The sequence below is a fragment of the Candidatus Nebulibacter yamunensis genome (genome assembly GCF_024208055.1).
GTDB lineage: Bacteria > Pseudomonadota > Gammaproteobacteria > Francisellales > Francisellaceae > Caedibacter > Caedibacter lacustris.
Genome location: NZ_JAMBMW010000004.1, coordinates 92,378 through 110,273 on the forward strand (window position 1 = coordinate 92,378; position 17,896 = coordinate 110,273).

The 17,896-nt window shown below is 36.4% G+C and carries 19 protein-coding genes; 5 read left to right on the forward strand and 14 right to left on the reverse strand.

Features of this window, described 5'->3' with window-relative positions; all coding sequences use genetic code 11:
- Nucleotide 1: 1 nt before the first annotated feature.
- The 7 genes from M1V25_RS03260 to thrA form a co-directional block, all read right to left on the reverse strand.
- A complete protein-coding gene (locus tag M1V25_RS03260; RefSeq protein ID WP_498842448.1) occupies nt 2–667 on the reverse strand; it encodes an ATP-grasp domain-containing protein in 666 nt (221 codons plus the stop codon).
- The gene (locus M1V25_RS03265) at nt 668–1,252 is read right to left on the reverse strand and encodes a hypothetical protein (protein ID WP_498842424.1); all 585 of its coding nucleotides are present in this window, start codon (nt 1,250–1,252) and stop codon (nt 668–670) included.
- A 108-nt stretch (nt 1,253–1,360) separates the two neighbouring features.
- Nucleotides 1,361–2,608, reverse strand: coding sequence for an MFS transporter (locus tag M1V25_RS03270; protein ID WP_498842425.1), 1,248 nt, complete (start codon nt 2,606–2,608; stop codon nt 1,361–1,363).
- 707 nt (nt 2,609–3,315) lie between these two features.
- Nucleotides 3,316–4,026 carry a DNA repair protein RecO gene (gene recO, locus M1V25_RS03275; protein WP_498842426.1) on the reverse strand — a complete coding sequence of 237 codons (711 nt, stop codon included), beginning with the start codon at nt 4,024–4,026 and terminating at the stop codon, nt 3,316–3,318.
- Nucleotides 4,016–4,354, reverse strand: a complete 339-nt coding sequence (locus tag M1V25_RS03280; RefSeq protein ID WP_498842427.1) for a hypothetical protein — start codon at nt 4,352–4,354, stop codon at nt 4,016–4,018. Before M1V25_RS03280 ends, recO begins: the two co-directional genes overlap by 11 nt.
- Complete coding sequence (locus M1V25_RS03285) at nt 4,355–5,527, reverse strand: IscS subfamily cysteine desulfurase (protein WP_116963403.1); 1,173 nt, start codon at nt 5,525–5,527, stop codon at nt 4,355–4,357.
- 135 nt (nt 5,528–5,662) lie between these two features.
- Nucleotides 5,663–8,167: a bifunctional aspartate kinase/homoserine dehydrogenase I gene (thrA, locus tag M1V25_RS03290; RefSeq protein ID WP_498842428.1), complete on the reverse strand. Its 2,505-nt coding sequence runs from the start codon at nt 8,165–8,167 to the stop codon at nt 5,663–5,665.
- Between the two features lie 167 nt (nt 8,168–8,334).
- Here thrA and mnmA point away from each other — a divergent pair, with 167 nt between their 5' ends.
- Nucleotides 8,335–9,408 carry a tRNA 2-thiouridine(34) synthase MnmA gene (gene mnmA, locus M1V25_RS03295; RefSeq protein WP_498842449.1) on the forward strand — a complete coding sequence of 358 codons (1,074 nt, stop codon included), beginning with the start codon at nt 8,335–8,337 and terminating at the stop codon, nt 9,406–9,408.
- A gap of 15 nt (nt 9,409–9,423) precedes the next feature.
- Here mnmA and def read toward each other — a convergent pair whose 3' ends face one another.
- A complete protein-coding gene (gene def, locus M1V25_RS03300) occupies nt 9,424–9,939 on the reverse strand; it encodes a peptide deformylase (protein WP_116963400.1) in 516 nt (171 codons plus the stop codon).
- Nucleotides 9,940–10,206: 267 nt separating this feature from the next.
- Between def and M1V25_RS03305 the strand changes: the two genes are divergently transcribed.
- From M1V25_RS03305 to M1V25_RS03320, 4 genes are all read left to right on the forward strand, one after another.
- Nucleotides 10,207–11,091, forward strand: coding sequence for a metal ABC transporter solute-binding protein, Zn/Mn family (locus M1V25_RS03305; protein ID WP_157966558.1), 885 nt, complete (start codon nt 10,207–10,209; stop codon nt 11,089–11,091).
- 113 nt (nt 11,092–11,204) lie between these two features.
- Nucleotides 11,205–11,897: a metal ABC transporter ATP-binding protein gene (locus M1V25_RS03310; protein WP_498842450.1), complete on the forward strand. Its 693-nt coding sequence runs from the start codon at nt 11,205–11,207 to the stop codon at nt 11,895–11,897.
- Nucleotides 11,898–11,901: 4 nt separating this feature from the next.
- Entirely contained in the window at nt 11,902–12,678 is a 777-nt protein-coding gene (locus M1V25_RS03315; RefSeq protein WP_116963414.1) for a metal ABC transporter permease, read from the forward strand.
- 2 nt (nt 12,679–12,680) lie between these two features.
- Complete coding sequence (locus tag M1V25_RS03320) at nt 12,681–13,124, forward strand: Fur family transcriptional regulator (RefSeq protein WP_116963398.1); 444 nt, start codon at nt 12,681–12,683, stop codon at nt 13,122–13,124.
- Here the strand turns inward: M1V25_RS03320 and ald are convergent.
- The 6 genes from ald to M1V25_RS03350 form a co-directional block, all read right to left on the reverse strand.
- Nucleotides 13,092–14,231 carry an alanine dehydrogenase gene (gene ald, locus M1V25_RS03325; RefSeq protein WP_498842429.1) on the reverse strand — a complete coding sequence of 380 codons (1,140 nt, stop codon included), beginning with the start codon at nt 14,229–14,231 and terminating at the stop codon, nt 13,092–13,094. The two genes, M1V25_RS03320 and ald, sit on opposite strands and share 33 nt — an antisense overlap.
- A gap of 239 nt (nt 14,232–14,470) precedes the next feature.
- Nucleotides 14,471–15,259 (reverse strand): tRNA pseudouridine(38-40) synthase TruA, encoded by a 789-nt coding sequence (truA, locus tag M1V25_RS03330; RefSeq protein WP_116963396.1) that lies wholly within the window; start codon nt 15,257–15,259, stop codon nt 14,471–14,473.
- Between the two features lie 48 nt (nt 15,260–15,307).
- Nucleotides 15,308–15,787 carry a D-alanyl-D-alanine carboxypeptidase family protein gene (locus M1V25_RS03335; protein ID WP_116963412.1) on the reverse strand — a complete coding sequence of 160 codons (480 nt, stop codon included), beginning with the start codon at nt 15,785–15,787 and terminating at the stop codon, nt 15,308–15,310.
- A gap of 51 nt (nt 15,788–15,838) precedes the next feature.
- Nucleotides 15,839–16,333 carry a DUF4823 domain-containing protein gene (locus tag M1V25_RS03340; protein WP_157966557.1) on the reverse strand — a complete coding sequence of 165 codons (495 nt, stop codon included), beginning with the start codon at nt 16,331–16,333 and terminating at the stop codon, nt 15,839–15,841.
- A gap of 169 nt (nt 16,334–16,502) precedes the next feature.
- Complete coding sequence (gene folE / locus M1V25_RS03345) at nt 16,503–17,075, reverse strand: GTP cyclohydrolase I FolE (RefSeq protein ID WP_498842430.1); 573 nt, start codon at nt 17,073–17,075, stop codon at nt 16,503–16,505.
- A gap of 4 nt (nt 17,076–17,079) precedes the next feature.
- Nucleotides 17,080–17,868: a type III pantothenate kinase gene (locus tag M1V25_RS03350; RefSeq protein WP_116963393.1), complete on the reverse strand. Its 789-nt coding sequence runs from the start codon at nt 17,866–17,868 to the stop codon at nt 17,080–17,082.
- Nucleotides 17,869–17,896 lie beyond the last annotated feature (28 nt).

Below are 17,896 nucleotides of genomic sequence, written 5' to 3' on the forward strand. Positions count from 1 at the left end.
TTCATGCAATCAGTTCCCGCTCTATTTGTCGAATTGCTTTGTAATCTTGTAAAAGTTGTTCTTTTTGTCGATGTGCAAGAACAACAAAACCCAAGTCTAAGGTCGCAAATAAGTCTTTTGTTTCAGCCACATGATCACCGTCTTTTACATGAATAGAGACATGATAATGACTTGGGAGACTTTTTATTTTTTCCACCGTATGCTCAACATTGCTTATTACACCTTCCCTCATACAGACAAAAAATACAACCATCATATTGATTAGCAAATCATATGTTTCAGAAACAGGTTGCTGCCTTGAAAAATATCTAACCGTACGATCAATTTGGCTATCTCCCGTAGCAACCATATTATAGCGTGGATGCCCTCCCCCATGAGCCCTCGCTCCAACTTCAATCAAGCGTAACCCATTATCAGTATGCATGATCTCAATATGAGCAGGACCAAATTTTATCCCTAAGGCGTCTAGAACAGAATACGCATATTGTTGTAGTTCTTGATATAGCTCAATATCAGAAGGAAGCCACTCCATATAGTCATACATGGCAATATGTTTATCATTTCTAATTTTCTGATATCTACAGATATTCGATATTGTATGTTTTCCTACATAACTCATTGTGTCAACAACATATTCAACCCCCTGCATAAATTCTTGAACAATCAGTTAATCATTTAAAATTCCTAAACGATTATGCGGGTTGAGCAATGAGTTAAAAATGACTTGCCAGTCATTATCTGCTGCATTCACTTTATAAACACTGTCAGTGCTAGCGCTTTTAGGGGGCTTTATGACAAAACTTGAGGAGTTCAATCCTTCTTCAAGCAACCAGTTTGCTACTGCTTGCTGATCATTGGTGCATAATTGCCTTGCTGTGGCTATACCAGCATTGGTGACAGCGTCCATCATTCTACCCTTATGCCTACGAGCTACAGCTTTTTTGGGATCATTGCTCAGATGAGGTAGAATTAAAGAGCACACTTGTTCAGCCAACTCTACACCAGACTCACATCCTGCCACAACACAAAGTGGATCAAGTAACTTTAATTGAGAAATAAGATCTTCAAGGTTGTTCTCATAAACAAATATTTGTTTATATTCTTCTGGTTTATACGAAGCAGCATATACCTCGGGTGGTTGCCTTGCCGTTTGTACTGCCACCACATCAACACTCGCCTTATCGAAAGCATGTGCGTAATAGGCTCCAGATGAGTATGGATCCACAATTATAGCTATAGGTCTTTTAGGCATCACAACTACTCCCTTCTAGTAATTGAACACAATTTGGCATCTCTGCATTACATAGGTCAATAAGTTCTTGAACTCCTTCAACATATGATAAATCCATATTTCTACCTCTTAATTTTCACTAAATTTGGCTTTTTCCTGTTTGAGAATGTCCTGTAAAATTCCGCGCCTTAATAGTGGGATAAGACACAATATTGAGCCAACTCCACCAAGCCATAGCGCAGATGATATATCCCATAGATGAATAACTAAAGAACTCAATAAGCTACCAACTGCAATCATTCCCCATAGCAAGCATCTTTGTACTGAATTGATACGCCCCAAAAGTTGTTTGGGTGTTTCCGTTTGCCTTAAGGTTAAAGCTGTCGGGCTAAAAAAACCCTCACCTATGCCGTGCACTATCCCAGCGATGATCAAAAATGCAGGTGAATGAAAAGCACCAGATATAGGGATACCAACTATACCTGAAACAGAAATAAAAGCACCCAGAATAAGTGTTTGTGAGTTCCCATACCTGTTAACTACCTTCGGTGCTAATAAATTTCCAATAGACATACCGATTGCAGCAGATCCCACCACAATTCCAATCATCACAGGACTCAGGTTTAGTATTCTATCACAATAAATAACAAGACAACTCATGACCATACTGAGAAAAAGAACATAAACGCTACCGCAAGTAATCACTGGCTCAAGTTTGTTATGACGAAAAATAAACAAGAGTCCTTCTCTAATATCACTCATTAGGCGTTGCTCTGATTGATTTAACCGTTTGGGAGCTTCAGATTTTTGTCTAATTGCAAAAAGCGTTAAAACAGAAATTACAAATGTCAAACAGTTCATAAAAATTGTGAACATAATACCTAAAAGAGCAATTAATGATCCTGCCAATAACGGACCTAATGCTCGCGCGCTTGATTCCGAAAAAAATAGCTTAGCATTGCCATTTTGAATGTCATTATGACTGCTAAATAATTCAGGAAGATAGGATGAGTACGCAATTTGAAAGAATACAAGAACACAGCCACTAATAAAAACTAAACCTAACAACAGTATTAAGCTAAGCATTTTAAACCATGCCAAAACAACGATTAGCAAGAATATTGATGCCTGAATACTATCGCATACCAACATAACTCGCTTTAGTGGCAAGCGATCAATTAAGGCCCCGGCAATAAGGCTTAAAAATAAAAATGGTAGAAAAAAAGCAAACCGCAGCAGTACTGCCTCAGACTCCAATACGCCTGGGATAGATAATGCAAATAGCGGCAAAGCCACTATTAAAATCTGATCCCCTAATACGTTTAGTGATTGACCTGCCCACAAAAAATAAAAGTCTCTTTTATAATTTTTCTGCATAAATCTTCTCACCAAGCGTAGAGATTGAATTCAAATATTTGAAAGATGACGGTCGTAGCGGTCGCAGCTATGGATTATTGATAATTTCCCACGTATCAATATTAGCATACACTGGATTACTAACCGCTTTTATTAATAGCTCTTTTTCTGTTTCAAGCATTCTTTACTCCTTTCCTTCACTAGACACAGTCCAATTTTGCTTCGAATTCATGAGAGATTGTAACTATATATCAGAGAATATAACGACCTCTTTCAGTTAAGCGTCCAACTAATTATTACCTAACCTCCTAACTGCAAACATACTCTTCCGTAAGCAGTATCACGCCGATTATATCCTATACCAAGATAAACATTAACCGTATTAATTCAAATAAAAATACTGTATTTTAGCATTCTCAAAACAGTAGGTATCAAACTAGTTGTCACCCGATTTCTTGTGCACTAAGCACTTATCTTGTTTACATTATTGTCACCATTATGCTTGTTAAGATGAACCAAAGTCTCGTATTGTCAGTTGCATGTGTTGCCTGATCACCTAGATGAATTACAGTTGCTTGGATTTTTTTATAAAGCTGCTTAGGTGATTTTAACAGTCCCATATCCTGTGGACCTATATGCTTTTAGCGGAGAGCATCGTCGCACCGATTAGTCCAACAATTTCTCTTGTTAATGACACTACGGTACTTAGGTACTTCCATTAACAAAAATTAACGGCTTTTACATCCATGCAAATAACTAATCAACAACTCTCGTGTTTTTAATGCTCGCCCATGTAAACACGCATCTAAATTCAAGCGAATTAGTTTTTGTAATACAGCGAGCTCTTTGTTATTCCAACAAGATACAGGTTCACCCAGTTTTAAAATTGTCTTACCTAATACTCCATTCCCTGGTGTAGTTTGATAAAATGCTGATAAGGCTGACATCTCATAATATCCGTTTGGATCAATTGGATTATCTTTCTCATCGAACTGATACGAAAAGCCATAACCAATGCTCTCTAATAATTGTAATTCAAAGTAGCGTAATAAAGGTGCTACCTCATCAGTCATAAGTCCACTGATCACTGCAAGATAGCAGTCAAATAATTTTTTATCATGATGATCAAAAGGGAGTAACCAATATAACAGTTCGTTTAAATATAAACGTGATAACTGTGATAAATAACTGCCTAAGGTATAGCTTTTTTCAAGCTCTACATATTTGATGGTTGATAAGGCTTCAGCTGAATGTGCAAGTTTTATTTCAACATTTAGTAAACAAAATGGTTCATATAAAAATGCTGTTCTTTTTGTTTTACTCACTCGAGCAACTGCACTCACCTTACCATGAGATTGCAACCATAAGGTTAATAACAGTGAAGACTCTTTGTATTTTCGACTGTGTAAAATCACTGCATTTTCAAGGTTACCACGCATTTAGATTTAGCTGCTCAATTAAATTCAAAATTAACAACGCATCTTGGCGCTTATGCTCAGGTAATGAAAAATATTCAACTAAATCGGTGATTTGATAGTCCTTAATCTTCATCCATGTACCTTGCTGTAAATTGTCCCTCAACCATTTACCCATTGCTAGTAAATAAGGACTACCAATAGCAGCAAAATAATAGCGATTATCGTCACATGCAATAATAATCTGCTGCATGCCTTCCCCTATTTTAACTTGCTTTAAAACGGTTTTACTTGGCAGAAAATCTGTAGAATTAATATTATCTAAAAGCGAGAGTACTTTTTTACTGTACATCTACACCCCCATACCACATTGCTCTGATAATGCTCTTAATTTTGTTACCGCAGCAACAACGGAATCTGCTGCTATATGTACTTCTCTTACAGTTGTATATTGTCCAAATGAAAAACGTAAACTTGCATGTGCTTGCTGCTGACTCAAACCGATATTTAATAATACAAATGAAGGTTCAATGCTTGCTGAGTTACAAGCTGAGCCCATCGATACAGCAAGGTTATGTAACATTGCAACCAATGCTTCACCGTCAACTCCTTCGAAAGTGATATTAACAATGCCAGGATAACTGTTTGCCAGTGGTGTATTAATCGTAATATTTGGTAAAGCTTCTATCTTTTTTAAAAAAATCGCTCTTAAGTTTTCAACGTGTCTATAAAAAGAGTTACCTTTTTTTTGCATAAGTACACAAGCCTGTCCTAAGCCCACAATTTGATGAGTAGCCAAGGTCCCCGAGCGATAACCATTTTCATGCCCCCCACCATGAATTAAGGGTGTTAATTTCACTTTAGGCTTTCTACGTACATAAAGTGCACCTACACCTTTAGGTCCATAGATTTTATGTGCTGAAATCGATAGCAAATCAATGTTCATCGCTCTAACATCAACATCAATTTTACCAAAGCCTTGTGCAGCATCCACATGAAATAAAATCTTGTTTTCTTTACATAAAGCGCCAATTTCTGCTAAAGGATAGCATGTTCCAAGCTCATTGTTGACTGCCATAAGCGACACTAAAATCGTATCTGGTTGTATTGTTTGCATGACTTGTTCAGCTGTAATCTGACCCTTTTGATCGGGTACTAAATAGCTTACTGTATAGCCTTTTGTCTCAAGGTAAGCACAAGTATCAATCACAGCCTTATGCTCAATCGAAGATGTAATAATATGCTTGCCTTTATTGGCATAAGCATCTGCAACCCCTTTTATTGCAAGGTTATCGGATTCAGTAGCACCTGATGTAAACACAATTTCTCGACTGTCGGCACAAATTAATAATGCAACCTGCTGCCTTGCTTTATCCACAGCCTCTTTTGCATACCAACCATATTCATGAGTGTTGGATGCAGGATTCCCAAATATATTTTCAAAACTTAAATATTTGAGCATTTCGTCAATAACTTCTTGTGCAACGGGTGTTGTAGATGCGTAATCAAGGTAGATTTGCTTCATTGCTTTGTCTGACTAGTTTATTTCTGGTTGTAGTCTATCATAAATAAGTGTGACACAAATCCTTTCAGACAAAGCAATTACAATTTCTAACTTTTTTCTCGTCAAAATGCTGCTCTTTAAACCAAAATGATTAAGCTATACACGAACAAGCGATAGAATATCAGAAAACACACCTGCTGCTGTTACTTCTGTCCCCGCACCAGCACCTCTAATCACCATAGGTGTATTACAATAGCGTTTAGAATAAATCAAAACCATATTATCCACACCTGTTAAATTCACAAATGAGCTTGTTTCTTCTAACGGCAAAACAGAAACAACAACCTTACCGCTGACATTAATTTCACCAATAAAATGTAGTGCAGCTAATTTGCCTTTGAGCTTCTTAAATTTATCCGTTAATGCCTGGTCATAATCTGCAACCTTTGCCAAGAACACTTCTTTTGTACAATTTCTTAATTCAGTGGGTGTTAAGTTCTGCACGTTAATATCACTTAACTCGATACTTAAGCCAATTTCACGTGCTAAACATACCACTTTACGTGCCACATCCATGCCAGATAAATCTTCACGTGGGTCAGGTTCAGTGTAGCCATCGTTATAAGCTAACATTAAACTTTCAACAAAAGTTTTGCCTTGATTTATCTGATTGAAAATAAAGCTTAATGTTCCTGAAAAAACTCCTTTAATCTTAGTAATTTTATCTCCCGTTAGTTGCATACTTTGAATAGTACTAATCAAAGGCAAGCCCGCACAAACATTTGTTTCATATTTAAATTCAACGTTATGCAGCTGAGCAGTTGCTCTTAATGTTTGATAATAAGCCATCGATTGGGTATTGGCATATTTGTTTGGTGTCACAATACTCATCCCATTTTGCAAAAACTTAATATAACTTTCAGCAATTATACTATTTGCCGTTGCATCCACGATCACTTTATGTGCACAAGATAAAGCTTGCATATGATTTATTAACTGATCAAGGTCAGAGTGACCACCAACGTTTGTTTTAAGCAAACCCAATAGATTTTCTTTTACTAATAGATCATTTGCATAAAGCGCATTTGTAGAATTCAATAGAGCAACCAACTGTAAATTGATGCTTTTTGCCTCAAGATTTGCTTTTTGTGCTTGCAACTGTTTAATCAGTTCGCTACCAACTCCACCAGTACCAATAATTGCAACTGCCAAGTTTTGTAGAGGTGGGTTCTTTGCTTGCTGATGAATCAAATTAAGCGCCAAATCCTCATCTAATTGTTTAACCGTCACTGTGATGCTACGTTCAGATGAACCTTGTGTAATCGCATGAATATTGATTTTAGCATCAGCTAATGGTTTAATCACGCGTGCCAACGCACCAGGCTGTGCTCTTAAACCATCTCCCACCGCCGTGACAAGTGCATAACCTATTTCGCAGTAAATATGCTCTATATCTCCACGCTCAATCTCTGCTTTAAAATGCCGTTCAAGCGCTTTAGTTGCCTTCTTAGCAAACTTAGATTCAATGGCAAAGCAAATCGAGTATTCGGAACTTGACTGTGAAATCATCATCACTGAAACTTGCGCCTGCTCAAGTACTGAAAATACCTTTGCTGCCATACCTGACACACCGATAATACCAGCACCTTGCACACGCATGAGTGCCACATTGGAAATACTTGTTAATCCTTTGATAAGGTACTGAGCAAGGTTTTCTTGATCAAGTTTTTTTACAATCACCGTTCCAGGATCTTGTGGGTCAAAACTACTTTTAATCTCAATTGGAATACCCATTTCCATCATTGGATTAATCGTTAATGGATGCACGACTGACGCACCAAAATAAGCAAGCTCCAAAGCTTCTTTATATGATAATTGTTTAAGCTGCCTTGCATTTTTTACAACTTGAGGATTAGCACTATATATACCAGCTACATCCGTCCAAATAACAAGCTTATTCGCCTGTAACAATTTAGCAAAAATTGCCGATGAGTAATCACTGCAATTCATACCTAAAATACTACGATTACCCTCTTGGTTTTGTGCAATAAATCCAGTAATAATGTAAATCTTATTCGCTCTATCGATAATATGTTTATCAACGGCTTGTTGGCTTCTTTGCCAATCAATTACCACAGGCTTTTGATGGTCATCGATAAATAAAACGGTAGACGCATCAACAAACTGAGCTTGAATATCATTTTGCTGTAATACTACTGTTAAAATCTGTGCTGACCACAGCTCACCAAACCCAAGAATGAAGTATTCCAGAGCATCCCCACAAATGCCACTTAAACGAATAGTCAACAATATTTGTTTTAAATACTCAATATCCTTTTTAAAAATTTTGATTACACTTTTATTATCTGGACATAAGCCATTGATTAGTGTCATATGATGTTCACTAATCTGCTCAAGCACCTTATGATTACTTTTATTCTCTAAAGCAAGTTCAATCGCCTTTTTTAATAAGCTGGTCGTTTTCCCACTTGCAGAAACAACGACTGATTGTGCTGTGGTGCCAATAATTCTCATCACGTGTTTAATTTTAATAACATCTGCAAGGCTACTCCCGCCAAACTTGTGCACCACATATTCCATTTTATAAACCACCTTAGGAAAACTGCCATGAAACACCATTATATAAAGATTATTGAGCATAATTCATCATAAAAAAAATGATTTTTCCATGGTTTACTTATTAAAAACTTAGTAGTTCCTAGTGATTTTTAATGATGAGTTATGACACTTCTGTCTATGTATTTGCAAATTCAAATAAATGGCGGCACAATAGCCACACTCTTTTTTATTACTACTTTTTAATTTCTATGTCACAAAAAATAATTGTTGGTGCTTCTGGTGGTGTAGATTCCTCTGTTGCTGCCTTGTTATTAAAACAACAAGGCTTTGATGTCACGGGGGTTTTTATGAAAAATTGGGAAGAAGACGACACAGATGAATTCTGCTCTGCCAAAGAGGATATTAAAGATGCTCAAAGCATTTGCCAAAGCATTGGTATACCATTCCAAAGAATCAACTTTGCAGCGGAATATTGGGATCATGTTTTTGAATATTTCTTAGAAGAGTATAAAGCAGGACGCACACCTAACCCTGACATTTTGTGCAACAAAGAGATTAAGTTTAAAGCTTTTTTGGACTATGCCAAACAATTGGGGGGGGAATATATTGCCACAGGACATTACGCACGTAAACGTACCCTTGAAAACGGCGAGCATCAACTATTAAAAGGACTAGATCATAACAAAGATCAATCTTATTTTCTATACACATTAGGACAAGACCAACTTCAATATACACTATTCCCTATTGGTGAGCTTGAGAAACCTAAAGTACGTGCTATTGCTAAAAAGCATGGGCTTGTCACATATAATAAAAAAGATAGTACAGGGATTTGCTTTATTGGTGAGCGTAAATTCAAAGCTTTCTTGAATCAATATTTGCCAGCACAACCAGGTGAAATTCATGATGAAAACGGCATTGTTATTGGCAAACATGATGGTCTTATGTACTATACAATTGGTCAACGGCAAGGCTTAGGTGTAGGTGGTGTTAAAAATCGTCCTGAAATTCCGTGGTTTGCTGCGAAAAAAGATTTAAAAAACAACGTGCTTATAGCTGTTCAAGGGCATAATCATCCACTTTTGTTCAAAGATAACTTAACAGCAATTAAGCTAGATTGGATAAAAGGAGAAGCACCTGATCGAGAATTTACATGCACAGCTAAAACACGCTATCGCCAGGCTGATCAAGCTTGCACGGTTTACATTCAAAAGGATAAAACACATGTTAAATTTGAAAAACCACAACGCGCCATCACCCCTGGTCAATCAGTCGTATTTTATAATGGTGAAGTCTGCTTAGGTGGCGGGGTAATCGAATAAGTATTTGAAAGCCTTTTATTTTTCTGAATTTTCCTGCATAAGTTTCTTATATTTTTTCTCAATCATCTGACGTTTTAATGGCGATAAATGATCAAAATAGGTAATTCCATCTAAATGATCAATTTCATGCTGGATACAACGTCCATGATAACCATCACATTCTAGTTCATACATCTCACCAAATTCATTTAATGCACGCATTTTTATCCATGCTGCACGCTTGACTTTTGCTGATACCCCAGGAAAAGATAAACATCCCTCTTCTTCATAAATCTCACCTTTACGCTCAATGATCTCAGGATTAATTGCAACAAATTTCTGATCTTTATTTTCTGAGCCATCCATTATAAATAAACGCATATTAAGCCCAACTTGAGTTGCAGCCAACCCCCCTCCATGATTTTCATACATTGTCTCAAACATATTGGCAATGGTGATACGTAAATAATTATCAATCTTATCTATAGAAACAGGATTTGCCCTTTTTTTTAAAAAGGGATGTGGGTATTTTAATATTTCTAGTTTTGCCATCTGTACTGGTACTGTTATTTTTAGCTTCACTTAAATTAGTTCAAGTGTAACACAACTTAGTATTAATCTTAAAACATAACGTGTAAATTCTGATTTCATTTAGACATTATCTGCATTACAGTCTTTCTATTTAAAACCAACTAAATCCAGGAAGTTTTAGCTGGTGTGGCAATTACGCAGCACAATAATAAAAAAAACATGAAATCTTTTTGCTAAAAAAAATAAATGATATATTATAACATTTACTTTTTATCCAGGAGAATTATCATGCTCAAAAAACTGACTTGTTTAACCTTCATATTCATTACAACTATACTACTTTACAACCAAGCCACTGCGGAAATTAAAGTCGTAGCAGCAGAAAACTTCTACGAAAACGTTGCAAGCTTAATTGGTGGAGACTATGTTACAACAACTAGCATCATTAACAACCCTGATGCTGACCCACATCTTTTCACTACTTCAACTCAAACTGCGATTGCTATAAATAACGCACAAGTTGTAATTTACAATGGTGCCGATTATGATCCCTGGATAAAACAATTATTAAATGCACAAAGTAATAATAACATTACAATTATTGATGTTGCTGCTCTTATGAACGCCAAAAGTGGTGATAACCCTCACCTATGGTATAACCCCAATACCTTTCCAACATTAGCTAAAAAATTAACAACTGTTTTTAGCCAATTAGAACCAGAGTATGAAAAGACCTTTAAACTCAACATGAAAACATTTGATGAACGTTATCAAATGGTTTATGCCAAAATAAATGAAATAAAGGGACACTTTGCAGGAACAGCCGTTACCGCAACTGAGCCTGTTTTTGGCTATATGGCAGAAGCACTTGGTTTAAAAATGTTAGGCGAAAAATTTCAGTGGGCAATAATGAATGATGCTGAACCGACACCTAAAATGCTTATTGACTATCAAAATCTATTCAATCAAAAAAAAGTAAAGGTTTTATTCTACAATCAACAAGTTCAGGATAATGTGATCGACAACATTCTAAACCTTGCTACAGAGAATCAAATCCCAACAGTTGGAATATCAGAAACCATGCCACAAAATGACAATGTGATTACTTGGCTTAACGCAAATTTAGAGGAGACACAAAAGGCACTAGAAAAAGCCTTTAATAAGCAAAATTAAACAGGACACTCTATAAAATAGCGACGCTATTCCAACAAAAGTAAAAGTAATACAATAATTAAATGACACTAATACTTCACTCAGAACGCAAAATAATGAATATGCAACAAACTATCATACGATGCCATAACCTTGTGCTTGGGCATGGTAAACACCAATTATCCAAACCAATCAACCTTAGTCTTTACCAAAATCAATGGTTAGGAGTTGTTGGTGAAAATGGTATCGGAAAATCCACTTTTTTAAAAAGCATTTTAGGAATCCAACCACCTATCTCTGGACAATTAACAGTATTTGATAAACCCGTGGGGATTTGTAACGATTTAATCAGCTATATCCCACAGGAACGTGAGCTTAATCTAAGCCAGCATATTTCTGGTAAAACGCTTGTAAAAGCAAGTTTTAAATCCAATAAATTCGGCATGCCTTTTTTTGGTCAAAAATTCAATAAAATGCTTGATCAGTTGTTTGAGATCGTTGGCGCATCAAGCTATGCAAATCAAGCTTTTGAAACTCTATCTGGCGGTCAAAAAAAACGCATCTACCTCATACAAGCATTAGTTAACAATCCCAAATTACTTTTATTAGATGAGCCTTTAGCTGACCTTGATCCGCAAGCCAAACATGATTTTATCGATGCGCTCAAGAAAATTCATCGATCACAAAATATTACTTTATTGATAATTTCACATGATATGCACGAAATTGCGCACGAGTTGGATAATTTTATTCATTTTAAAAATGGTCACGTCCATTTATGCCCACAATTACCCTGTTTGACGGAGGATAAAAGTGTTATTTTATAGTTTCATGCAAAATGCCTTTATTGCAGGTACCCTCATTGCTATTATCTGTGGAATCGTAAGTTTTTTTGTCGTGTTACGTAAAGCTGCTTTTGCTGCACACGGCTTAGGTCACATCAGCCTTACCGGTGCCTCTGGTGCTGTGTTAATTGGAGTCTCTGCCATGAATGGTCAGCTCATTGCAAACATGATTGCGGCAATTTTCATGGGCTTTATGGGAGACAAAATTAAAAAAAATGACCTTGCCATTGGAATCGTTCTCACCTTTTTCTTAGGTTTAGGTGCTTATTTTCTCTATCTATATCAAACTGGTTACTCTGGCTCGATTATGTCAATTTTGTTTGGAAATATTCTAACGGTTTCTTATAGACAGATTATCATACTACTAATTATGGCCATCATAATTATATGTGCATTATCTATTGTTGCCAGATCACTCTTTTTTTGCTCAATTGATCCTATTATTGCCCAATCTAAAAACATTCCAAGCAGATTACTGTCGATGATTTTTTTCATTATTTTGGCACTCACAGTCACAATGGCATGCCAAATTGTTGGCGCACTTTTAGTATTTACTCTTCTTATTGGACCAGCTGCTAGCGCCTTTCAATGGAGCGATGGATTTTATAAAAGCATGCTTCTAAGTATTATGATCTCGCTTATTAGCGTTTGGGGGGCGTTATGTTTAGCATTTTATGTTAACCTTCCTGCCAGCTTTTGTATTACTATGATTATTTGTTTGATTTATATAATCGGTCTTATCAAAAACCTAATGTGGCAGTAAAAATGATGAATAACGTTGTTGCACACATAGAAAGCCATTGCTTAAAGCACAGCATCAAGCTTACAAGTTTACGTAAGCTCATCATTCTTCTTTTATCTGAACAAAACCAACCGATTACAGCTTATGAGTTGCTTGCTAAATTAAACGAGCAAAGCAAGGATAAAAACTACAACATCATGTCTATCTATCGCGTCTTAGATTTTTTGTGTCAAAATGAATTGATTCATCGCATCCATACAACCAATTGCTATACGATTTGTTGTCATCCAGAAAAACACATTTGCCAGCTATTTATCTGCAAAAACTGTGGCACAAAGATCGAACAACACGATGAACAACTAGATCAAACATTACAAAAACTCGCACAAAAAAGTGCGTTTGCTATTAGTCAACACACCATTGAATTATTTGGTTTATGCCACAAATGCTTGTCGTTTGCTATTTAAGGCTTCCAGAGGATTTACATAAGGAATGTTTAAGGCTTCCGCCACTGGCAGTGAAGTTAGCATTCCATTATGAACGCTTAAGCCATGCTCTAGATGCACATTCTCAACAATTGCCTTCTTATAACCTTTGTTAGCAAGTTGCAATGCAAACGGAAGCGTCGCGTTATTTAAAGCAACCGTTGAGGTTCTTGCAACCGCACCTGGCATATTAGCAACACAATAATGCACCACACCATCAACTACATAGGTCGGGTTTTGATGCGTTGTTGGTCTTGAAGTTTCAAAACAGCCTCCTTGATCAATGGCAACATCAACAACGACTGAACCTTTTTTCATATTTTTGATCATTTCTCTTGTTACAAGTTTAGGTGCAGCCGCCCCTGGCACTAATACTGCACCGATCACCAAATCTGCTTCTTGCACATATTTTTCAAGGTTATCCTTCGTTGCATAGATACAATTAAGTTTAGGACCAAAATAATCATCTAATTCCCGTAGGCGATCTAGAGATTTGTCTAACACCGTTACATGTGCTTCCATACCAATCGCCATGCGAATTGCATTTAAACCCACAACACCCCCACCAATAACTACAACTTTTGCTGATTTCACACCTGGCACACCACCTAAAAGCACACCACTACCGCCTTGAGCTTTTTCTAGGCAATGGGCACCAGCTTGCACAGACAAGCGCCCCGCCACCTCACTCATTGGAGTTAATAAAGGTAATCGACCATTTTTATCAGTAACCATTTCATAAGCAATCGCAGTACAGCCTGATTCCAATAAGAGTTTCGTTTGTAATGGATCAGGTGCTAAATGCAAATAAGTAAACAGGAGCTGTCCTTTTCGCAGCATTTTACATTCATTAGGTTGAGGCTCCTTTACTTTAATAATCATATCAGCTTTAGCATATATTTGGGCTGGATCATCAACAATGCTTGCACCCGCCTCTATATAACTTTCATTTGAAAACCCTATTGCATCACCTGCATCATGTTCAACCAATACGCTATGACCATGATGAACAAACTCTGCAACATTCCCAGGTGTTAACCCAACACGATATTCATGATTTTTAATTTCTTTAGGAATACCAATAATCATCTTGTTCCTCCAACTTAACTCAATTTACAATTCATAACGAAATACTTGCAAAATTATCTTAACGCTCGTTCACCAATCTAAACCCAAGTTAAATCAAGCTTATAATTTGACTGATAAAATTAAAAGTGAATTCTGCAAGCATATTTCTGCCATCGGCAATATAGCAAGCTTATAGAGGAAAACCAAATATAAATTAGCAGTTCTAAATAAAACCTACACGACATAATCAAAACCTCATTTTAATGATGAATAAATGGAACATATTGATATGCTTTAATGCCTAGATGCTCCGGATAGCCCACCTCAATTAAATATAAACCCTGAGCTGGCGCAGTTTGACCTGCTAATGTGCGATCTTTTTTTGCAATAAGCGTTTGTATCCACTGTGGCGTGCGTTTAGACAAACCCACCTCTAACATCGATCCAACAATATTTCTTACCATGTGATGCAAAAAAGCATTACCTTGAATATCAAATATGATGAATGCGTTTTTTTGCGTAAAATAAGCATGGTGAATATTCCGATTAGTGCTAAGTGATTGGCATTGTGATGAACGAAATACACTAAAATCTTGCTCACCAAGAAGATACTGGCAAGCTTCATTCATGCCCAATATGTCTAGGTTTTGGTTAAACCATGTACTACGCTCATACCATAAAGCACTGCTGGTTTTATGTTGATAAATAACATATTGATAGCGGCGATATAATGCGCTAAAGCGTGCGCTAAAATTTACATCTACTTGATAGGCACAACTAATCTTAATATCGTTTGGCAAATGCGCATTAGTACCTAATACCCATGCTTGCAACTTTCTAACTGCTGTTGTCGAGAAATGCACCACTTGAGCAGTAGCATGAACACCTGCATCTGTACGCCCTGCACATACCACTTGTATTTTTTGATTAGCAATTTGTGATAAAGCATTTTCTAATACTTCTTGTACACTCTTACTATGTATTTGCCTTTGCCAACCACTGTATTTAGTGCCACAATACTCAAGCACCAAAGCATAATGCTGTAACATGTTGATTTAGAATTTTGTTATAGGAATAAAAAGCATAACATAACCTTACTAGGATTTATAACACCAATGCCAGGGTTCATAAATAAAGCCATAACTATTATTCCGTGAATAACTAAGATAAAAGTTAAATTTATGTGCATTTTGTGTAAGCCACTGAAACGCTTTTGTATTCTCAAAGGCTTGTGTTAAAACTTGCTTTTCATCATCAGTGGTTAAATCAAGAGCTCTTCCTGTGTGATGCTCACTAAATCCAGGTAAAGCAGAAACTTTTAAGATCTCATTTAATGACAGTCCTTTTGCTAACTTATTGGCAATAATCTTAGCCTGATAGGTATAGCTTCGAAATGCTGACACAATCAGTAATGACACGCCTTCACGTTGCGCAATTTTTTGCATCATCTGCCAAGCGTGATATGTTTCTTTAGTCATCATAACCTTACGTTTAAAAACGTCTTCACCAGCATCAATTAAATCGTGTAAATCACATTCATCAAAAAAGGGAAGTTCGTGATTCTCAGTAAATTCCATTGGTAAAATTGCATAAGCTTCGGTGAGTCTTTCTTTATCCATGCTTATAACCTACATCTCATCTATAAATAAATGACTCGCAATTGCCGATAGTGGTTCTTGTAACAACTCTGATGGTGATTTTTCAAAACCTGGTACTTTTGAGCTTTGACTGTTGATTCTTATCTCATTGATGAGTGTGTTTGTTTTTAAATCATAAATCTTTAAATTCATTACTACTTCATCTGCTATTCCTGTAAATAGTGTATAGCTATCTGTCCACTTAGTAATACGCGGCAAAATAAAATAGTCGTAATTTTTTTCTCTAGCTGCCAAATATTCAAACTGTGCGGATCTGAAATCTTTAGCGCAATGTAGCTCTCTAAAATAAGATTTAAAACTTTGATTAATCACATTAATTGCTTTTTTACCACTTTGTGGATAGCTATGCAAATCATCATATCCATTATTAGGGTAAGCAAGGTAAGCTGTCGCATTTTTAGGTAATTTTACTAATTTATCTACATAATGAACATCATTTATTGGAGCCGCAACTGTTTTTTGCATTGAGCTTGTGATAATTTCATGTGTACTAGCGCATCCTACAAGGCAATAGCACACTAAGAGTATCAGCAACTTTTTCATTACATGATTAGGTGAATTTATGATTCAATTATTATATAAATAATACACATTAAACCAAGCTTTTTTATAGCTTTATGGTTAATTTGGAATCTTAATTTAACCCTGAAATAAGTAACATCAATTCACTTCTACTTTTTTCATCACGCCTAAAAATGCCACGCATGCAACTTGTAACCGTTGAGGTTTCAGACTTACGTACGCCTCGTGTTGTCATACATTGGTGCATAGAGTCAATGATGACAGCAACCCCTTTGGGAATTAAGGCTTTCTCAATCGCTAAAGCAATTTGCATCGTTAAGCGCTCTTGGGTTTGTAACCGTTTTGAATACACGTCTACTACACGTGCAATTTTGCTAATTCCCACGACTTTACCATTAGGTAAATAAGCAACATGAGCCTTGCCGACAATCGGGACCATATGATGTTCGCAATACGATTCTAAACGCATGTTTTTTAACAATACAATCTCATCATAACCTTCAACATCCTCAAAGGTTTTTGCTAAAATTTCTTCTGGCTCTTCTGAATACCCTTTAAAAAACTCATCATACGATTTTATGACGCGCTTAGGTGTCTCAATTAGCCCTTCGCGATTTGGATTTTCACCTATATATTCTAATAACGTTTTTATTGCTTGTTCTGCTTGTTCCCTAGTTGGTCGCATTTATTTATTTCTCTTGTATTTTATTTTTATCAAAGGCTATTTTAATACCTTGTAAAACCAGATCTGGCACGATCATATCAAACAATCCTTTAACGTTAAACAACTGTGAAAAACCACCCGTTGCAATTGTAACAACTTCATTTGCCTCTACATTAATCTCATTAATCATCGCTGATTTAAGCTCTTTTAACGCACCTAGATGTCCATAATATATGCCTGATTGCAAATTAGTATCAGTATCTTTACCAATTACTATCTGTGGTTTTACAATACTCACTGATGAAAGTTGTGCTGCACTTGCACTTAGTGCATCTAAAGAAACTCGCACGCCTGGCAAAATAGCCCCACTCAAATATGTCTTATCTTTACGCACAACGTCAAATACGGTAGCTGTTCCCAAATCTATAACCAAAATATCTGTATTTGGAAATAATTGCACTGCCGCTATACAGCCGGCAATTCTGTCTGCACCAACTTCCTTTGGCGTTGCTACTTGCATTTTTAAACCTGTTTTCACACCTGGTTGTAGAAAAAAAGGTTCAAGGTCAAAATATTTTAAAACTGCAGAACGCAAAGAATAATTAATTGCAGGCACAACTGAAGCCACAGCTACTCCTGTAATCGTCTTAGAGTTAATTTTATTTTCATGCAACGCTTGGCGCAAGAAAATACCAATTTGATCTGAACTACCATGCGCAGATGCAGTAGTATAACGAAACTGCAAAACCAACTCATCTTGGTTAAAAACTCCTGCATGGATATGTGAATTGCCAACGTCTAAAGTAAGTAACATAATGTAAAAGCTTGCTTGTCTCTTTGGC

Bases quoted from the DNA above. Each gene is read 5' to 3' on its own strand.
- M1V25_RS03265 (WP_498842424.1), bottom strand. From the start codon at position 1,252: ATGCCTAAAAGACCTATAGCTATAATTGTGGATCCATACTCATCTGGA.
- M1V25_RS03270 (WP_498842425.1), bottom strand. From the start codon at position 2,608: ATGCAGAAAAATTATAAAAGAGACTTTTATTTTTTGTGGGCAGGTCAA.
- recO (WP_498842426.1), bottom strand. From the start codon at position 4,026: ATGCGTGGTAACCTTGAAAATGCAGTGATTTTACACAGTCGAAAATAC.
- M1V25_RS03280 (WP_498842427.1), bottom strand. From the start codon at position 4,354: ATGTACAGTAAAAAAGTACTCTCGCTTTTAGATAATATTAATTCTACA.
- M1V25_RS03285 (WP_116963403.1), bottom strand. From the start codon at position 5,527: ATGAAGCAAATCTACCTTGATTACGCATCTACAACACCCGTTGCACAA.
- thrA (WP_498842428.1), bottom strand. From the start codon at position 8,167: ATGCTCAATAATCTTTATATAATGGTGTTTCATGGCAGTTTTCCTAAG.
- mnmA (WP_498842449.1), top strand. From the start codon at position 8,335: ATGTCACAAAAAATAATTGTTGGTGCTTCTGGTGGTGTAGATTCCTCT.
- def (WP_116963400.1), bottom strand. From the start codon at position 9,939: ATGGCAAAACTAGAAATATTAAAATACCCACATCCCTTTTTAAAAAAA.
- M1V25_RS03305 (WP_157966558.1), top strand. From the start codon at position 10,207: ATGCTCAAAAAACTGACTTGTTTAACCTTCATATTCATTACAACTATA.
- M1V25_RS03315 (WP_116963414.1), top strand. From the start codon at position 11,902: ATGCAAAATGCCTTTATTGCAGGTACCCTCATTGCTATTATCTGTGGA.
- M1V25_RS03320 (WP_116963398.1), top strand. From the start codon at position 12,681: ATGATGAATAACGTTGTTGCACACATAGAAAGCCATTGCTTAAAGCAC.
- ald (WP_498842429.1), bottom strand. From the start codon at position 14,231: ATGATTATTGGTATTCCTAAAGAAATTAAAAATCATGAATATCGTGTT.
- truA (WP_116963396.1), bottom strand. From the start codon at position 15,259: ATGTTACAGCATTATGCTTTGGTGCTTGAGTATTGTGGCACTAAATAC.
- M1V25_RS03335 (WP_116963412.1), bottom strand. From the start codon at position 15,787: ATGGAATTTACTGAGAATCACGAACTTCCCTTTTTTGATGAATGTGAT.
- M1V25_RS03340 (WP_157966557.1), bottom strand. From the start codon at position 16,333: ATGCAAAAAACAGTTGCGGCTCCAATAAATGATGTTCATTATGTAGAT.
- folE (WP_498842430.1), bottom strand. From the start codon at position 17,075: ATGCGACCAACTAGGGAACAAGCAGAACAAGCAATAAAAACGTTATTA.
- M1V25_RS03350 (WP_116963393.1), bottom strand. From the start codon at position 17,868: ATGTTACTTACTTTAGACGTTGGCAATTCACATATCCATGCAGGAGTT.